Consider the following 16204-nt stretch of genomic DNA (forward strand, 5'->3'; position numbering starts at 1 on the left):
ATCAGTTTCCCGGCAGAAGACCGTTCATGCCGTTGTGATAGGCCGCCATCAGCGCGATCCGGGCGTAGGGCAGTTTGAAGACGGTCTCGCGGATCTCATCATTGTAGGGAATGGGCTTGCCATCCGCTCCAGCCAGGTCATCCAGGGAAGCCACAGCCTGGCGCAGGAACTCTTTGGTGCCTTCAACATCCGCCATGCCGAGACCGTTGAGTGCGTCGTCGTCCATGGCGTTGAAAGTGGCCTTGAAGTCCTGCTCGTCTACGCCGTCATCTTTGGGCACACGGACTTTCACGGTGCGGGTAAAGGTGGGCCGTTCGATGATATTGAACACTGGGAATTGCTCCTTTGGGATCAGGTGAGGGTCAGCGACCACTGGCTGTTCAGGGCGGCAGCGCGGGGCACCAGGCGCAGGGGCCATTCCTTGATGCCCTGGGACTGCGACAGGCCCGGCCGTTGCATCTGGGCAGTCGGCAGGTTGAGGGTGGCGATCTTCCCGGCCTCGGTGCCGTGGGTCAGAACCACGGCGGGCCGGTCCAAGTTCATGGCCATTTGGAACGGATTGAAATCCGCCAGCGGCATGGCGTTCACGGTGGTTTCAAACAGTTCTGATTTGTCGGTGATCAGAATATCTTCAGAGCCGACCAGGAACCGCGGTTCAACCTTGTTGCCCAGGGCCAGCTTGGCGGTCTTCATGACAAGGCTGGTGCCGCCGATGGTGAACACCGGGGTGTTGTTGTGGCTGACAATTGTCGGCTCGGTCCAGGACGCCAGGTCAACAGTTGGCGGCGCTGTGTCGGCGGGCAGCGTGAACAGCCCGGTGAGGTCGAACTTGATCTTGGGCGTAGCTTGGGCATCAAGCATGAACTCCGCAGTGCCGCGGGTGCCGAGCATGGCATAGCGGGTGCCGCCGATGCTGATATGCACGGTTCCTGATTCCTGGCCATCCACGATAGGGGTGTATTCAACGGAGGTGCCGGGGGTGATGGTTTCGGCAACGGCGCAGGCGCGCAGCAGCGGCCCCCAGGCCGGGGCGTGCCCGCCACGCCGGACGCGCTGAGGTCCACGGTCAATGTCAGCTTGGCGTGAATATCTGTCGGGATGGTGCCGTTGGCACTCATGCCGGGCTGTTCCAGGTCGCGGTCCTGATCCTGGCCCTCCATCGGCTTGAAGGTCACATCATAACCCAGGATGGCATTGGCCGCCCCGGTCGGGGTGGCGTCGTCGCCGTAGGTGCTTTCCAGCTTGAACAGGATGCGCTTGTCGCGCCAATATTCCGGGGCGGCCATTTATGCCTCCTTTTCCGTGCGGGCGGGTTTGGCCGGGGCCTTCGGCTTCGGATCTGCAGCGGGCTTTTCAACCTGCTTCAGCTTGCCGTCAGGCTGGCGGGTAAAGCTGCCGCCGGATTGGGGCAGGGGTGGCTTGCTCATGATGTGACCCTCAGTTCGGTGTTGATGGAAAAGACCAGCTCATAGAGGAGGCGGCCCCGGTGATGGACAGCAGGCGTCCGCGGTCCACCTGAAACACGCCGGGGCCAGCCTCCGGCGCCCAGCCCGCCAGGGCAGAGGCAACGCTGGTAATGAGCGGGTCCACCTCTTCCAGCGCTTTGGCGCCGGTCTTGGATTGGCTGGGGGCGATCAGCAGCACGGAATAGGCACGGGCCAGCGGCTGGGTGAAAACCCCGGTGCCCGCCTCGGCTTTGCCGCCTTTCAGGCCCGCGGGGGAAACCGTCGCGGTGGCATTCTGCGGCAGGCGGTTGCTCCGGATCATTTCGACCAGGTCGGCCACCGGCTTAGCCCGGTTGGACAGCTCCGGCACCTGGGCGTTCAAGCGGCTGACAATCGCATCCAGCATCAGATGAACCCTTTCAGGTTCAAGGCGGTCAGCGGGCGTTCCCGGTCGGTGACCCGCACGCCGTTGCCGGGCTGGGTCGCGGGTTCGACACCAGCGACGGGCAGGCGCACGGTGCCCTTGGCAATCTTTTCCAGAGTGGCAAGCGCCGCCTTCTGTTCATCCTTGATCAATTCGGACGGTGTGTAGCGGTGCAGTTTGTAGATGGTGATTTGCTCGGCCAGCTCGCGGATCAGCGGCGGGGTCTCAGCCATCGGCAGCACATAGCGGCCCTGCAAATGACCGTCGATCAGGGCATCGGTGCCGCTGATCGCCTTTGCCACCACGTCCGCATCGATCTCGCCGGTGGGTTCTTCACCCCGGTCTGTCAGCTCAACCAGCAGGTCCTGCCCGTAACGGGTGACCAGGTCATCTTGTGCGGCATAGGCCATAGTGCCCTCGGGTGGTCAGAGAAATGGGAAAGGGGAGGCAGCGCCGGTGGGGCGCTGCCGGGTGGCTTAGCGGAAGGAAACGATCAGCTCCGGATCTGCTTCCAGCGCCGCCAGATCGTCGTCGCTCAGGTCGGAGCGGAGGATTTCAACCGCTTCGCGGGTGAATTTCTTGCCGATGCGCCAGCGGCCTTGTTCCGGGCCTTTGACGACAACCAGGCTTTCCTTCTGCGCATCCTGGATCACTGGGGGACCGCCTTTGCGGAAAGGGTCTGAAGACTGGCGGCCAAAGCACTACTGGTTTCACTGGCCGGGGCGGCATTGGCCTCCGCTTCTGCCTTCGCCTTGGCTTTCGCCTCCGCTTCGGCCCTTGCCTTGACCTCTGCTTCAGCCTTGGCTTTTGCCTGCGCCTCGGCTTCAGCTTCGGCAATCTTGGCCTTCAGCTTGTCATCGCCGGTGTTCGGCGCGGGGAGAGGCCCAGTTCTTTCGCACGGGCAAACAGTTGTTCACGTTCATTCATGGGATTTGCTCCTTAGGCCAGCCGGGAGACCATCAGCACCTCAGCGGTGCCTTTCCACTCGTTGTCCGAGCCGTCGATCTGGTCATTTTTCATCAGGCGGTTGGCGGCGCCTTCCAGCGCGGGCGGAACCATCAGCACGTCCGGGGAGAGGTTCAGCGGCTCGCCGTAGTCCGCCTTCATGGACTGCACCGCGACCCGTGCGGCCTCATAGTTGGCAGCCGTCAGGGGTTGCCGGGAGACAAAGGCGGTCTGCCAGAAGCCAAAGCCCACATTGCAGCGCCCGTCCGTCCCGTAGAGGAATTCCTTGTTCTTGAAGACATTCGCGTCGGTGGGGTTGTCCAGCGCCACGAAGTCAAAGGCTTCGCGTTCCTGGTAGATGATCGGCTTGATGACTTCGCTGGTGCAAAGCAGATACCAGGGGGTGCCAGCGCCGCCGCCGTCATTGGAAACCGTATAGGTGTTGCCTTCAGCGTCCAGAACCGGGTGATCGGTGTCGAAGAAGCTTTGCCCGTCGTAGCATTTCTGATTGGCGCCATCTTTCAGCAGGCCAAACACCAGCTTGTCAGGATGCGCAGCGACCTTGCGGCCAAAGCCTTCAAAGACAGGTTTGTACACGCCGATGGTGTCGTCTTTGATCTTGTTCCGCTGGACGCCGATCGTCAGTTCGAAGTCTTTGTTCTTGATGGCGTAGTCGTGTTCTTTCAGGCCATGGACGTGGCGGTCGCCAATCCATTCGCGCACCTCGGGCATTTCGCCGAGCCAGCCATAGGTTTCTTCGCCAGCGGTGGACAGAACGGTGGTTGCGATACGCTCATAGAGCGTTTTCTCCTGGCCGACGCCGCCCTGAAAATGAGCTTTAAAGCCCTTGCGAAGCGCGTTCAGCGTTGCGGTGGTAATAAGCATGATGGGTTCCTTAACCTGCGTTGGTCAGCGCTTCGTCGAAGCGGACCCAGACGCCCTGGGCGTCCACGTTGTCGATAAAGCCCGCACGGGACCGGGTGCCGCCGCCGTCTGTTTTCGCGACGGTCTGGTCATCCGCCACAAAGGCGAGGCTGCCGATATCGGCGGCGGTGATTTCATCAGCACCGGCTGAATTGGCGTAGCGGAACAGGCCCGCATTGAACGGCACATCCAGATCGCCATCAGCGCCAAGGCGGTTGTCCACCTGGTCATCCGCCCGGCCGACAGCGACCAGGCCGTTTGCGGTCTGGCCCTTGGTCAGCAGACCGGCGGCATTGCGCATGACAATGGCCCCGGCAAAGATCAGCACGCCTGCAACGGCTTTGCCGACCCGGTTTCCGCCGAGGGATTGCGGAGTGTTGCGGTTGTCGGTCAAAGCGGTCATTTGCCTGTCTCCTCTTCACCTGCAAATTCTTCCGGAGACAAGCCCAGCAGAGTGGCCACGTTGGCTTCTTCGGCTTGCAAAGAAACTGCGCCGTCTTTCGGTTCCGGCGGCAGGATATTGGTTGCGGTGGCGTCCAGTTTCGGAAGGCCGGCAATCACCTTTTCAGTGCGTTCCGGGTTTTCCTGATGCATGGCGATGTAGTGGTCCCGGCTGGGCAGCACCCCGACCCGCTTTTCGCGGATCGCTTGATCGATGAATGCTTCCGATGCGGTTTTTTGCGTCGCGGCCTGGGCAGTTGTGACCGTTTCGGACAAGACGGCCACTGTCCCTTCCAACGCTGAAATGCTGGATTGCAGAGCAACGATCTGCGCATCCTTGCCTTCATCCGCGCCCGCGCCCTTGGCGGCGGCAAGAATGTCAGTCGCGGCGGCCCCGGGAACACAGCCCAGAGCAACGCCGATTTCGCCCATCTGGGACTGAAGCGCGGTGCTTTCGCCGGGCTTCATCGCTTTCAGCGCCTTGGTGATATCATCCTCGCTAGCACCGGCCGCAAGGCCCAGAATCTTGGCGAGGGTTTCCTGAAACGTCATGGTTTCATTCTCCTGTTGATTAAGAGCGGTCAGCCCAAGCAGGTTCGGCTGGTTGACCAGGGACGCGCGGCGGATCGCCACGATTTCGCGGCTGCCGGGCGCAGGCAGGCCCACAACCGGGGACAGGCCTGCAAAGGCCCGGTCCTCAAGAAGCGCGCGGCCAGTGCCGGTCCATTCAACCCGGCCCCAGATACCGTCTTCGCGGGCTTGCATTTCGGTGATCCAGCCGCGGGCCGGGGCAGGCAGCCCCTTCGGCGCGGCCAGGTCAGTGGCATGATTTTCATCAATCACCAGCTTGTCCGTCCCAGCAAAGCTGGCGGCGATGATCTTCTCTGCGTCGGTTACATTGTACGGCCCCCGGCGGTCATTGGTTTGCACCAGGCCGGACGTGGTAGGCAGTAAATGCACCCACTCTGGTGCCCCGGCAGCCGCTGTGCTGGGGAGTTCAGATTGAAGTGCTAAAATGGTGGTCTGATGCGTGTTTCCCATGCCAGCGAATGTCGCAGGCGGGCGCGCGCCGAAATACCCGCACCTATGTGCGGGTCAATGGGACGGATGTGTTCGGGGGGCGGTTCGGGACAGGTTGGCGGGGCAGGTGTGCCAGGTCAACCCCGGCTGTTTGCCGCCGTTTGCAGCCACTCTTCCAGCTCAAGCACCATATTGTCCTGGTCCTCATCGGAAATGCCGATGAACTCGCGGGCAGGGATACCGCCCCAGGGTATTGAAGACCCGTTTGAAGCGGTGCCAAAGGCGCCTTTGGCAGCCCCAAACTGCATGACAGCGGCCTGGATGGCATTGGAGCCGTATTCCAGCCCGTCCTTGCTGGCCTCATAAAAGAGGCTGTTCCGCATGTCGCCTGATTGATTCAACGGCGCGCCATAGGAAAGGCCCAGTTTGGCGTATCGGTCGATTGTCGTTTGGGAGCGGGGGCAAAAGGGCTGCCGTCGGGGTTTTCGCCCTTCAGCATCCGGTCCTGGGTGGAGTTGATCAGGTATTCGCCCAGGTCCGCCATTGCCTCGGATGGGTCATCCAGCGCATCCCGAAGCGCTTCCAGCATCGGGTCCAGGGTGTCCGTGTTGTAAACAAGTCCGGTCATGGCTATATTCTACCTGCTTTCGTTGGGGGCATCAGGCCGCCAGGCTCATAACCTGGAACCGTGTTCGGGCGTTCAGGCCGGGGACCCTTCGGAAGCTCTTCTTCCCCACATGGATTGAACTGCCAGCATCCGGCGCTTCTTGCCGCGGATCTCCATGGCCACTGTGTATGTGACGCCGCCAATCCGGCGGGAAAACCGGACCACGGGCAAACCGGCCCGTGTCTCGCCCGCCGCCTCGATGATGTCAGGCTGGTTCAGAATGCGGGCAGAAGCGCGTAAGTTTCCGCACTGATCGGGATCTGGCCGCGCAGGGCTTCAGAGGCGGCGCCGTGCCCCGAAAGGATGTGCCGCACTGCAGGCGCGTCCAGCGTGAAGTGATAGTTCTCCAGATCGCTGCCCAGCAGGTCATTCACCCGCTGCCGGTGCGCCTGGGTAAGGCGGCCCATGGTCCGGACCGGTTGAACCGCGCGGCCCTCCTGCACAGCTTTGGCATAGCGGCGCAGGTCGGTCATCAGCGACGGCAGATTGCGGTAGGCGCTGGACAGTGCATCCTGCTGGACTGCCGGGAAATCATCCAGATACGCACGGGCAATAGAGTAGGGCCAGTTTACCGTCTTCTTGGCCATGGCCTGCACCAGGTCGGCAACAGACGCGCCGGGTGCCTGGCCCCAGCCTTCATCTATGCCGGCAGGCGCCCCTGTTTCTGCCATGGGGGCATCCCAGCCGTCCCGGAGCTTTACACCCGGCTTGCCGCCGCGCCGGATCGCCCCGGCAATTGAGCGGGCGCCGAACACATTGCAACTGCAGCCAAAGCCATTGGGCGGGAAAGCAAGCGGCCAGAACGGATGATCAGCGGGAAGGATCAGCCCGTCCCAGGACAAGTGCTGCAGACGCGGTTCAGCAGATCCGCCGTGCCGGTAGACCAGAAACGGAAAGTTGCCGTTGCGGAGCTGCGCCAGGCGTCCGGCCATATAGCTGGTGCGCATATTGGTGCGGTAGATGGTCCGCATCCGCCAATTGCGGCCTTTTTCGCTGTCTTCGCCAGCCCAGCCGGTCCAGCCGCGACGGAGTACAATGGCCCTGAAATCGTCTTTGAACGCCTCAAAGCCGGTGCCTTCTACAATCGCCTTGTCCACCGCGGCGGCCAGGTCTGTCAGTAAGTCGGCCTTGGTGGCTCCCGCGACGGCAAAAGACCTGTCATGGGCCGCGCCGTCCAAGTCATCCCATGCCGCTGTGGGGACCAGGTTGCCGAGCCGCAGCCGGAAGGCTGCGGCCTGTTCCTTGAACGGGCGGCGGAAGGTGGCGGCCAGCGCATCAGTCACCGGCTTCATCCTCTGCAGCGGCACGCCCGCCAGCCGCCGCCGCCGTGATGGCATCGGTCAGGGTGGCGGACAGGCCGGACGTGTCCAGATCGGAATAGGCGTTCAGCAGGATTTCCCGGAATTCCTCAAAGCTGGACGCCGCCTCAAACATGGCTTCAATCTGATCCAGCATCCCGTCCACCGCCGGGCCTGCTTCCAGCTCCAGGCGGGCGGTCAGATCCGCAATTGGCGACACCCCCGAAAAATCGCCCGTAGAGGGCTGTTCGGACTGCAGGGCGGCAACGCCCCTGAATTCCCGTTCCGGGTATAAAACCCCCTTTAAAAATGCTCTCAGGGGTATTCCCGTTGCCTGCGCCCGGTTGCATTCCCGGCTGAGGCGGGGTTTCGGGCGGTTTTCCCAGAATGCGCTCTCCGCTCTTGGGGGCGGAAAGCCCGAGCTTGGCCAGGACTTCTTTTTCGGAAACCTGAAGGCCCACCTCGACCCAGGGCTTGGCGGCCTCGGTCCAAGCTTTCAGATCTTCCGCCTCCGGGCGGGCAAGCTTCAATTGGGGATAGCGCTTTTGCGGTCCGAAATTCAGATCAACAAACGGGCGTACCAGCATCTGGTTGAGAACACCGGCCAGCAGACCGGCGTCGGCGGTTTCAATATCCTCCTGAACCTGCCGGTGCTCTTTGCCGGAGCCAAGCCCGCCGGTAACTGCATCGGTGGTTGAGGTCTGCCCCAGGACCGCCTTTGAGGTCTGTTTGTCCAGCCAGTCGGCGCGCCGCTCGTAAAGGTCCACAGAGCCGCTGATATTCTGCGCTTCTATGAATTCCATCATCATGCTGTCCGGCATGATGGCGGCGCAATCCCCGGCGATATTGACCACCGCGTGATAAAGCGTGTCCTTTTCCTCTTCAGAGGTGCCGGGGCCGTATTTCCCGACCCGGATAGGCTGACCATAGGTTTGCGTGAAAATCGCCCAGTCCCGCTGGGTGAAGGCCTTGAACATCCAGGCCCAGGCAGCGGGCCGGGCCAGGCCGCCGCGCACCGGGAGGCCGGACTTGGCCTTGATCGGGGCAAAGATGAACTTATAGGCGGGCAGGGGTTCTTCCTGGCCGCCTTCATTCAGCATCACCGGGGTACGCAGGTCCTTGCGCTGGAACCGGAACCAGCGCGGATCCCGCCATTCCAGCCGCTGGGGCACAGTCATTCCGTCCGCATGTTCCCAGATGATTTCGGTGAACGAATAACCCTTGCCGACAGCATCCAGAATATCAAACAGCTCGCCCTGCAACTCGTCACGGGTCAGCCAGTCACGGAAGGCATCAGCGTGTTTCTTCTCTGCTGCTGTTGTCCCGCGCGTTGTCACGGTGGCAGGCAACTGGCTGACGGCCCGCTTGCGGGTGCCGACCACACCCAAATAATGCAGATCCCGCTCTTCAATGGTTTCGGCCAGTTCCAGGTACTGAACCGGGTCGCCCTGGTCGGCAGCCCGCAGGATATTGGCAAGCCGCACCGGGTCCAGCCCGTCGCCGGGATATCCGGACACAGGGGACCGCACACTGCCGAATGAAGCGGCAGCGATTTCCTCGGTCAGAGCCTTGCGGTCAACCGGACGGCCATAGGGATCAAGCACAGGAGATTTTGCCATCAGCCGCGCCCCCGGAGTTTGCTCCACAGCCAATGGAAGAAACCCGGCCGCGGGGTCGAAAGATCCTGACCGGCGAAGGCTGCGGCCTGCACCGCGGCCATTTTCACCCGTTCCTTCCGCAACTCCTTTATCTGCTGCTGCGCACGATGCGCTTTAAGCCGCTTGCGCTCTTTCTTTGTCCGGGCCATCAAAACCCCCTTTGATCCGGGCGCCCAGCGGGCCGCTCCACGTGTTTTTCGGATTATCCGCCGCTCTGTTCCGTGCCAGGCGCTCGGCGCCGGTTCTGGATGGTGCGGTGGTGTTCTGCGGGGCCGCCGCGGACCGGTAGCCGAACTCAACGAACCGCATCCGGGACGCGAAATGTGCCAGTGCCAGGCCGATGGCATAGTCGCCGTGGCGCCGCTTGACGCCCTTTTTCCCTTTGGCCAGCTCTTTGTCGCGGACATCGGGCACCTTGGGGATGCCGCGGATCTCCTTCACGGCGCGCAGGTCGGTCAGGTGGTCCGCATCCGCACCGATTGAAATCATGTCGTCTTCAAAGGCGGTTTTAAGGGGCGGCATATTCACCCGGTACCATTCCAGGCTGAACTTGATTGCCCAGATCAGGCCGGGCGTATCTTCGCTTTCCCGGAGGCCGAACCGGCGGCCCATGTCTTCGGCGACAGTCCAGCCCATGCCGGTGGCATCAAAGGCAGCCCCCAGGAGGCGGGATAGGACAGCGTCCAGAACGTCCCCGACAATCGCCTTTTGCTCATTGCCTGGCACATTGCGCATTTCCAGCGACATAGCTTCACGGCGGCGCAGGTTCTGCTCGAGCATCAAAAGAGGCAGGACCGAAAGATCCGCCACCCTGGCAAAGTCAAACCCGGCCGCATAGTGCGGCGTCATGTCAAGCCCGCTCAGAACCCGGTCCAACTCTCGCATGAACGGCCGCATGTGTTCGGACTGGTGCTGCGGCGTCAGGTGCAGATAGTTGTCCGGCAGTTCCAGGCGCAGCACCGGCGCGTCAGCCGTCATGCGGGCTTCAATCAGCGGTGCGGCCAGCCAGGCACCGGAACCGGATTTCGGGATGCAGTGCAGCTCCTCGTCGGCATCATCGCCGTAAACAGCGTGGATGCTGTCTATCCACTTCTGCTTTTCTTCCGGCGTGTCAGGCTTGCCCGTGACCAGGGCAATCCGTTCATATAGCCCGGCGTCCACCGCCTCGTTGAAGGTGACGCGCACCACCTTGGCAATGTCGCCGCGCTCGCCGGAATTGACCTGACGCACCAAAACATTGAACGGGTTGCTGTCCCCGTCGTGGGTGGAAATGACCAGGACCTTGCCGCCCCACATCAGGAGGGCGTTTGCCGCCTTCAGCATTTCGTCCAGCTCGTCGTGGAAAGCCGCCTCGTCAAAGATCACATAGCCCTGGCGTCCGCGCAGCGAACGCGGCTTGCTGGTCAGCGCGACGATTTCAAAGCCGCTGGCAAAGCGGATGCGGAAGGCGCTGATGTGCCGGTCTTCTTCGCCCTCTTTCTGATCCTTGAACAGGAAATCCTGCACGGCAGTAGCAGCGGGCATAAAGGCCTTGGCCCACATCGCGCAGGTATCGATAAACTCGCGCGCCATATCCAGATTGAAGCCGATGTAGAGCGTGTCCATGCCGCCCGCCGGCTTAGACGCGCCAGAGGTCAGAACGGCGTCCGCGCCCACGCCCCAGGTCATCCCGATACGGCGGGATTTCTCGCAGACCGTGAACTGATAAGTGGCCGTCGTTTGCAGGAGCTTGGTCTGGTACGACAGCAGCACAGCCGGAAGGCCCTGGCTGGTGTCGATGATATCAGGAAAGGACTGCGCACTGTCAGCGCGCAGCTTTTCCCATTCTTCATCGGTGATTTGTCCGGTTCCGGTGCTCACGGGCAGGCACCGCCAAGCGCAATCATCGCTTGCCCCGAACAAGATTTGTTCCCGGATCGCCTCGACGGTTTCAGCCGTCATGCCGAGCTGGGTTGCGGCTTTCGCCATGTCTCCAGCAGCCTCTTCCTTGGCCTTCAGGGCAATGCGCTGGCGTTCCTCTTCCAGCATCTTTTCCCGCAGCCCGGCCGAGTGCATCAGATCCTTCAGCGTACGCGCCAGGTTGGACAGGCTTTTTGCGTCTATGCTTTCGCCTTTTTCAGTGACCGCCTGCATGAGCTGGAACATGGCCGTGGCAATCATCTGCATCAGCACGCGGTGCATGTCGCTTTCCGCTTCAATGTCCATATCGGACAGAAGCGTCTCTGCCATGGCAAAGGCGTCCCGCTGGTTTTTCAGCAGCTTGGAGAATTCACCAACCGCGGATTTCCCGACGCGGATTTCCAGACCCTTTTCGTCCAGCCAGAAGTTCAGGTCTTCTGTGACGCCGATAATGTCGCCAAAGCCGCGCTCTTGCAGGGCGAGGGCAAGCCGCTGGCGGATTTCCAGCGGAACAAGGTCAAGCTTTTTGGGGCGGGGCACTGGTCAGCTCCCTGGACGCGGACGCTGGATCTTCGGATGGCGGGCGATGCCTTGGGCAATTTCAACACCGCGTGTGGTGGCGGTGACCACTACAAAACTGCCGTTCCGCTCGATTTGAGCCAGGCCTTGCTCCTGCAGCCATTCGAGTTCGGTTTCGGTTTGGTCGCGGGTGTAGGCGATACCGACGCGCGGCAGTTGGCTGGCCAGCATCGACACATTCGATGTGTAGCCGGGTGCATCCTCAATGAAGCGCAGAATTGCGATGCGGGCATGTTCCCGCAGAGTTTCGTTGTAGTTCATCAGTTGCTCCCGTTCAGCAAATGGTCTTCATGCCTGGTCACAACGTTTTCCAAGCGGCCCATGATTTGCTGATTTCCTTCCAGGACCGCTTCCATCCGGCCCATGGTTCCGTTGATGCGCTCCATGGCGAGTTCTATCTTGTGAACGTCTTCGCGGGTGGGCATCGACTTGATGGATTGCTCGACAGAAATCAGCCGGTTTTCGTGCCGGTCCATCCTGTCTGAACCCTGCTTGAAACGCTCGTCAACGTTCGTCCGGCGCCCACTGATCCAGACGTAAACAGCGGTCCCCAAGGAACCTGCAAATGTCACAAGGGCCAGAGCATTAGACCACGTGAATGTGGGGTCGAACTCCATCAGTGCAGCTCCCCCGCCGGTTCCGGTGCAGCCGCGCCAATCGCCTGAAACGCATTGCTGTGCCCAAGGACGCAGGCCGCGCCGCCTGGCGCGGTGGCCGATATCGTCCAGGCGCCGGTGTCCGGAGAAACGAACAGATGGATGGCGTTGCCGTTCTTGGCGAGCATTTCAGCCGCCGGGGCTTCGCCGTGATGCTCGAACAGAACGGCGGCCAGTTCATCGAAACGGGCATAGCACTGTGCAGCCGCAGCAGCAGGCTGGACGAACAGCCCCAGCGCTATGGCGGCGGTAAGCGCGAGAACCCGGATCATGCGGCACCGCCTTTCATACCGGCAATAACCGCGTCCTTGTTCTTGGAGCCGACCGATGAGCCGAAATAGAAGTTCAGCACCTGGCTAAGCCCGGTGGCCAGAGAGCCGATCAGCAGCGCCAGAACGGGGCCGCTGTCCACGGGCAAACCGTTCAGGGTCACATAGGCCAGAACGGCAAAGAACCCGACAATCACCACCGCGGCCAGAATGCCGGGTGTGCGGTCCTTGGTCTGGACCTGGCGGGCGCGGGCGCTGGCGCGGTCATCGGCGGCGATGCGTTCCAGCTCGATGCCGGCGGCCTGAAGCTGGGCAGCAAACTCGGCGTCCACCTGTTTCAGTTTGGCCAGGTCGGCGGCAGACGCGCCTAAGATGGCCTGTTCCACCTCGTCAGAGGAGGCGCCCTGGCGGCCCATGAATTGGGTGGCCAGGGCATCAACAGCCACCCCGGCCATCGGCCCGCCCAGGGCCGCCGCGACGGTCGGCGCAACAGCGCCCAGAAACCGGATGATCTTGTCCTTGTTCTTCATGTTTCAGCCCCTTTGAAGCCGGGTTTGGAAAAGGTGATGGGGTCCGCGTAGCTCTTCACAACCCAGCCAGAGGCGCCGCCATATAGGACCTTCAGCCAGGTCCGCCCGGCAAACACTCCGGACGCCAGAACCGGCACCACGGTGCCGTCTGGGATCTGCGCAATCACATTGGGATTGAAGCTGGGCCAGCGGCGCACATTCAAACTGCCGCCGGGCACGTCGATAGCCACTAACTCCTCGGGCCGGGCCGGGATTTCCTGTGCGGCCAGCTCCGTTTCCACCGGATCATCCCGGCCAAGTACGCGGGCGCGTATATGTTCCAGCGGGAACAGGGGGTTCGTATCAACTTTGCGGCCCGGCGAAACATACCAATGAGTGGTAATATCGCGCAGGCTGCAGACGCTGGAAAACAGCTTTTGAAGCAGCACGTCCAGGGCGACCAGTTGTTCTGTGGTGTGAGGCATCCAAAGCCCGGCGCCGTGTTCCGGGGTTTCCAGCTCTTGAATGCCGTAGGTGGCGATATCAAACGTTTCACCGTACCAGGCGCGCGCCAGCTTCAATGTATGGCGCTGCATTTTGCCGGGGTTGACCAGCTCAATTCCGATGGAAAAGCCGTTACAGCCCTGGCGGCCATGGTATTGAGACGTGCCTGCGTGATTGGCGCGATTGTAAACGGGGACCTGCTGCTGAACATGACCGTCACGTTCAATTACGAAATGAACGGAAGTCTTGGCGTTGTTGTATTGCAGGTACCGGGCAGAGTTGCCTTTATCGAGGCGGCTGGCAGTGTCATGCAGGATGACGATTTCGGGAGTGATGGCGCCGCCGGTCCAGCGTGCTGTCTCGAAATCCACCCCTTCGAGAATACCGTCTTTGAACCCCATTTCAGGCCCCTTAAAACCCTATTTCAATGGGGTTCAAATTGACGGGTCGGGGAGGGGCAATACACCCGCACCTATGTGCGGGGCAGTTGGCGTTATACGCCGGGAAACAGGGAAGGCTGGTTCGGGTCGGACTTGCGCCGCGCGCCGGGTTTCCGCAACCAGCGGCGGACGCTGACGTCGGTCACACCAAGCTTGAGAGCAATTTGCACGGTTGGCAAGCCCTGAGAATGATAGACTGCCGCACGCCATTCCTTGACCAGGGGAACACGGCGCTGCAAGCGGTTTTCAATTGCCGCCAGCATACGGGCTTTCGGATAGCCAATCAGTTCGACGACTTTGGAACGGGCGGTCGGATGGGTGGCGATGTAGGTTTCAACGCCGCCAAAGGCTTCAAGGAAACGCAAGGTGTCCTCAAGCCCCAGGGCCTCCATATAAGGTTCCACCTGGGCAGGCGGCTTAGGAAAGTTCAGCTCATCCTTTGCCATTGATCCGGGCCTTTGGCGCTTTGCGCTTGCTCTTATTGCGGCGGCCGGGGGCAGGCAGGACGGTTGTTACAACGCCGTCCTGGATCTTGTACGAAAACCCGCCGGAAAGAACGCCTGTTGCAAAAGGGTGATCGGCCTGAAGATCCGCGATGCGGGCAATCTTGCGGCGCACTGCACTTATGTTCACGCCTTCCACACGTTCCAGATGGCGCAAGACGGCATTGTCGGACACAGAGTGGCGGAACTTCTTCATCGCTGATGATCCTCCCAGGCGAAGTCGATATCCGCCCGCTGGCCCCAGCTTTTCAGGGCCTGAATAACCTGGTCGATCTGATCATGCTGACGCAGCATATCCACGTCGGCAGGAACCGATTGCCAGGTCTTTTCAAACCGGGAGCGGATGAACTTGTTCAGGCCTTTGCGGCTGGGGTCGCGCAGTGCGCCGGCGGCGCCCAGCTCCCGCCACAAAACGTGCACCAGGCGCAGGTCGGCGCGGGGCGCCAGCTTGTGCTTTTTGCCGCCGCTGCTGGTCTTGAAACCATCCGATTTAAGGCGCTTTAAAACGCTGTTCAACTCCGCCTCATTCATGTCTTTCATGGAGGCTTTGCCGGTGACGGCAAGCTGCAGATCGCGGCGTCCGTCACTGTCCAGGCCAAGTTCGCGGCAGCCGACGTGGATCTTCTGCTGAAGCGCACGGGTCATCCCATCACCTCTTCAACGGTCTGCACAGGGGCAACGGGGTGAAGGGCCTGTTGCTGGGCCTCCATGCGCTGCATGGCGCGCTCCATTTCCTCTCTGGACAGCTCCGCGAATTCCTCCCCTGAAATCTTGGCCAGAGCAGCGTTTTGCTTCAGGATGGCCAGACGGCCGCCAAGCATACGGTAAGCGCGTCCCTGCCTGGTTGCGTAGGCGCTGAAGCTGCGCCGCAGGCCGTCGCGGATATCATCTTTGGTTGTTGCCATGTATCGGGTCCAATTTACTGGGGTTAGGTGGATTGTGAAAAGTCAGGGATGCGAGGCCCCCAGATGAAGGCGTCAATCAGCTGGCCCGGCTCGATGCCAGGGACGTAGACGCGCCATTTGTCGTCGCCGGTCCCGTTGTTGTCATTGACCTGCACGACTTCCCAATCAGGCGACTTCCAGTCTTCGCCATCAGGTTCCCGGTGAGGGTGGACCAGTTTTGCCCAAAAGTGTCCTTCTCGGTCTGGCGTAGGGTATTGGGTCATAGGTGCTTCCGGGCGGTTTCTGGATTAAGGGGTTTCGTCTTTGATGGGGGCCGTCTTGCCGCAGTTTGGGCACTTGAAGGTTTCACCTTGGTCGCTGGCCTGGCTGGCCTCGATGTAATCGAAGTCGAACAGGTCGTAATCCACTTGGCAGAACACGCATTCGAACTCGGCGTATCCGCCTCCGCCGTTGCTGTATCGGGTCATGGTGTGGCTTGGCATATCGGCCTCCGGGACTTTGTTGGGCGGTTCAGTTTGCGGTGTCGCGCATATTCTCGATGCGGCGTGCCAACTCCTCAGAGCCCAACCGCTTGTATTCGTACATCCACCACGAGGCCTCGCCTTTTGGACGGTCATCTCGGTTCTTGGCGAGTTCCGAGCTGTGGGCTTTAGCAGCGGAAAGCATGTCATCCAGCGTGGCGTTGCGGATCTGTTCGGGGTTTGGTCGTCAGTCATGTGGTTCTCCGGTGGTTGAATTATTGATGCTGCGAGGCCAGCCTTCTGCGGCCTCAGCGCCGTGATAGAGGCCTGCCAGATAGACTTGGAATGGGGTTCCGGGCATTCCAGGCGTCACACTCGCTCTGCAGCTTTGCTAGTTGAATGCGACGGGCCTTATGGGTGATATCCATCAGGCTGTCCCCGCGTTCTGGCCGTTGACGAACGCTGGTTGGAGCCAATGAATTTCGAAGCCGCCATTTTCCATTGCACGGGCTTGGTCCATGGGCATTTCAACGCTCCAGATGCGCCTGCCTTTCTTCAGGTGAATGGCTGCACCGACCGGGAGGATGGTAAGGTTGGCGTATTTTGCAGGCGCCTGCGGGCCGAATTCGGACATGACTTTCTCCTGATCTGCACTTG

General features: G+C 61.2%; 26 protein-coding genes and 1 pseudogene. All 27 read right to left on the reverse strand.

Features of this window, described 5'->3' with window-relative positions:
• Position 1 precedes the first annotated feature (1 nt).
• Positions 2-331, reverse strand: coding sequence for a hypothetical protein (locus ETW23_RS07640; protein ID WP_134829628.1), 330 nt, complete (start codon positions 329-331; stop codon positions 2-4).
• Positions 332-351: 20 nt separating this feature from the next.
• Positions 352-924 carry a hypothetical protein gene (locus ETW23_RS25825; RefSeq protein WP_254695166.1) on the reverse strand — a complete coding sequence of 191 codons (573 nt, stop codon included), beginning with the start codon at positions 922-924 and terminating at the stop codon, positions 352-354.
• A gap of 362 nt (positions 925-1286) precedes the next feature.
• On the reverse strand, positions 1287-1427 hold the full coding sequence (locus tag ETW23_RS25090; protein WP_167738098.1) for a hypothetical protein: 141 nt from the start codon (positions 1425-1427) through the stop codon (positions 1287-1289).
• Between the two features lie 10 nt (positions 1428-1437).
• Positions 1438-1851: a hypothetical protein gene (locus tag ETW23_RS07650; RefSeq protein ID WP_134829629.1), complete on the reverse strand. Its 414-nt coding sequence runs from the start codon at positions 1849-1851 to the stop codon at positions 1438-1440.
• Positions 1851-2279 carry a gp436 family protein gene (locus tag ETW23_RS07655; protein WP_134829630.1) on the reverse strand — a complete coding sequence of 143 codons (429 nt, stop codon included), beginning with the start codon at positions 2277-2279 and terminating at the stop codon, positions 1851-1853. Before ETW23_RS07655 ends, ETW23_RS07650 begins: the two co-directional genes overlap by 1 nt.
• 66 nt (positions 2280-2345) lie before the next feature.
• Positions 2346-2522 (reverse strand): hypothetical protein, encoded by a 177-nt coding sequence (locus tag ETW23_RS25095; protein ID WP_167738099.1) that lies wholly within the window; start codon positions 2520-2522, stop codon positions 2346-2348.
• A gap of 286 nt (positions 2523-2808) precedes the next feature.
• Positions 2809-3699 carry a Mu-like prophage major head subunit gpT family protein gene (locus ETW23_RS07665; protein WP_134829631.1) on the reverse strand — a complete coding sequence of 297 codons (891 nt, stop codon included), beginning with the start codon at positions 3697-3699 and terminating at the stop codon, positions 2809-2811.
• Positions 3700-3709: 10 nt separating this feature from the next.
• Positions 3710-4141: a hypothetical protein gene (locus tag ETW23_RS07670; protein WP_134829632.1), complete on the reverse strand. Its 432-nt coding sequence runs from the start codon at positions 4139-4141 to the stop codon at positions 3710-3712.
• Positions 4138-5139 (reverse strand): phage protease, encoded by a 1002-nt coding sequence (locus ETW23_RS07675; RefSeq protein ID WP_205879949.1) that lies wholly within the window; start codon positions 5137-5139, stop codon positions 4138-4140. Before ETW23_RS07675 ends, ETW23_RS07670 begins: the two co-directional genes overlap by 4 nt.
• A gap of 197 nt (positions 5140-5336) precedes the next feature.
• Positions 5337-5827, reverse strand: a pseudogene (locus tag ETW23_RS26740) (phage virion morphogenesis protein).
• Between the two features lie 254 nt (positions 5828-6081).
• Positions 6082-7149: a phage minor head protein gene (locus ETW23_RS07685; protein ID WP_134829634.1), complete on the reverse strand. Its 1068-nt coding sequence runs from the start codon at positions 7147-7149 to the stop codon at positions 6082-6084.
• Positions 7142-7321: a DUF935 domain-containing protein gene (locus tag ETW23_RS25840; protein ID WP_254695168.1), complete on the reverse strand. Its 180-nt coding sequence runs from the start codon at positions 7319-7321 to the stop codon at positions 7142-7144. The genes ETW23_RS07685 and ETW23_RS25840 overlap by 8 nt, the downstream gene beginning before the upstream one ends.
• Entirely contained in the window at positions 7305-8783 is a 1479-nt protein-coding gene (locus ETW23_RS07690) for a DUF935 domain-containing protein (protein ID WP_254695169.1), read from the reverse strand. The genes ETW23_RS25840 and ETW23_RS07690 overlap by 17 nt, the downstream gene beginning before the upstream one ends.
• Positions 8783-8971 (reverse strand): hypothetical protein, encoded by a 189-nt coding sequence (locus tag ETW23_RS07695; RefSeq protein ID WP_134829635.1) that lies wholly within the window; start codon positions 8969-8971, stop codon positions 8783-8785. Before ETW23_RS07695 ends, ETW23_RS07690 begins: the two co-directional genes overlap by 1 nt.
• On the reverse strand, positions 8937-11261 hold the full coding sequence (locus ETW23_RS07700; RefSeq protein WP_134829636.1) for a phage protein Gp27 family protein: 2325 nt from the start codon (positions 11259-11261) through the stop codon (positions 8937-8939). The genes ETW23_RS07695 and ETW23_RS07700 overlap by 35 nt, the downstream gene beginning before the upstream one ends.
• Before the next feature lie 3 nt (positions 11262-11264).
• A complete protein-coding gene (locus ETW23_RS07705; protein WP_134829637.1) occupies positions 11265-11561 on the reverse strand; it encodes a hypothetical protein in 297 nt (98 codons plus the stop codon).
• Complete coding sequence (locus ETW23_RS07710; protein ID WP_134829638.1) at positions 11561-11917, reverse strand: DUF2730 family protein; 357 nt, start codon at positions 11915-11917, stop codon at positions 11561-11563. Before ETW23_RS07710 ends, ETW23_RS07705 begins: the two co-directional genes overlap by 1 nt.
• Positions 11917-12228: a hypothetical protein gene (locus ETW23_RS07715; protein WP_134829639.1), complete on the reverse strand. Its 312-nt coding sequence runs from the start codon at positions 12226-12228 to the stop codon at positions 11917-11919. Before ETW23_RS07715 ends, ETW23_RS07710 begins: the two co-directional genes overlap by 1 nt.
• Positions 12225-12755 (reverse strand): hypothetical protein, encoded by a 531-nt coding sequence (locus ETW23_RS07720; protein WP_134829640.1) that lies wholly within the window; start codon positions 12753-12755, stop codon positions 12225-12227. Before ETW23_RS07720 ends, ETW23_RS07715 begins: the two co-directional genes overlap by 4 nt.
• Complete coding sequence (locus tag ETW23_RS07725) at positions 12752-13639, reverse strand: N-acetylmuramoyl-L-alanine amidase (RefSeq protein ID WP_134829641.1); 888 nt, start codon at positions 13637-13639, stop codon at positions 12752-12754. The genes ETW23_RS07720 and ETW23_RS07725 overlap by 4 nt, the downstream gene beginning before the upstream one ends.
• Positions 13640-13731: 92 nt before the next feature.
• A complete protein-coding gene (locus ETW23_RS07730; RefSeq protein ID WP_254695170.1) occupies positions 13732-14070 on the reverse strand; it encodes a helix-turn-helix domain-containing protein in 339 nt (112 codons plus the stop codon).
• Positions 14071-14110: 40 nt separating this feature from the next.
• Positions 14111-14377 carry a hypothetical protein gene (locus tag ETW23_RS07735; protein WP_134829643.1) on the reverse strand — a complete coding sequence of 89 codons (267 nt, stop codon included), beginning with the start codon at positions 14375-14377 and terminating at the stop codon, positions 14111-14113.
• Positions 14374-14826 carry a gp16 family protein gene (locus ETW23_RS07740; protein ID WP_134829644.1) on the reverse strand — a complete coding sequence of 151 codons (453 nt, stop codon included), beginning with the start codon at positions 14824-14826 and terminating at the stop codon, positions 14374-14376. Before ETW23_RS07740 ends, ETW23_RS07735 begins: the two co-directional genes overlap by 4 nt.
• Positions 14823-15086, reverse strand: coding sequence for a hypothetical protein (locus ETW23_RS07745; protein WP_134829645.1), 264 nt, complete (start codon positions 15084-15086; stop codon positions 14823-14825). Before ETW23_RS07745 ends, ETW23_RS07740 begins: the two co-directional genes overlap by 4 nt.
• Positions 15087-15109: 23 nt before the next feature.
• Positions 15110-15349: a hypothetical protein gene (locus tag ETW23_RS07750; protein WP_134829646.1), complete on the reverse strand. Its 240-nt coding sequence runs from the start codon at positions 15347-15349 to the stop codon at positions 15110-15112.
• Positions 15350-15373: 24 nt separating this feature from the next.
• Complete coding sequence (locus tag ETW23_RS07755; protein WP_134829647.1) at positions 15374-15553, reverse strand: hypothetical protein; 180 nt, start codon at positions 15551-15553, stop codon at positions 15374-15376.
• Between the two features lie 421 nt (positions 15554-15974).
• Complete coding sequence (locus ETW23_RS07760; protein WP_134829648.1) at positions 15975-16181, reverse strand: hypothetical protein; 207 nt, start codon at positions 16179-16181, stop codon at positions 15975-15977.
• Between the last annotated feature and the right edge of the window lie 23 nt (positions 16182-16204).

Origin of the sequence: Leisingera sp. NJS201 (assembly GCF_004535885.1) — a bacterium.
Taxonomy (GTDB): Bacteria; Pseudomonadota; Alphaproteobacteria; order Rhodobacterales; family Rhodobacteraceae; genus Leisingera.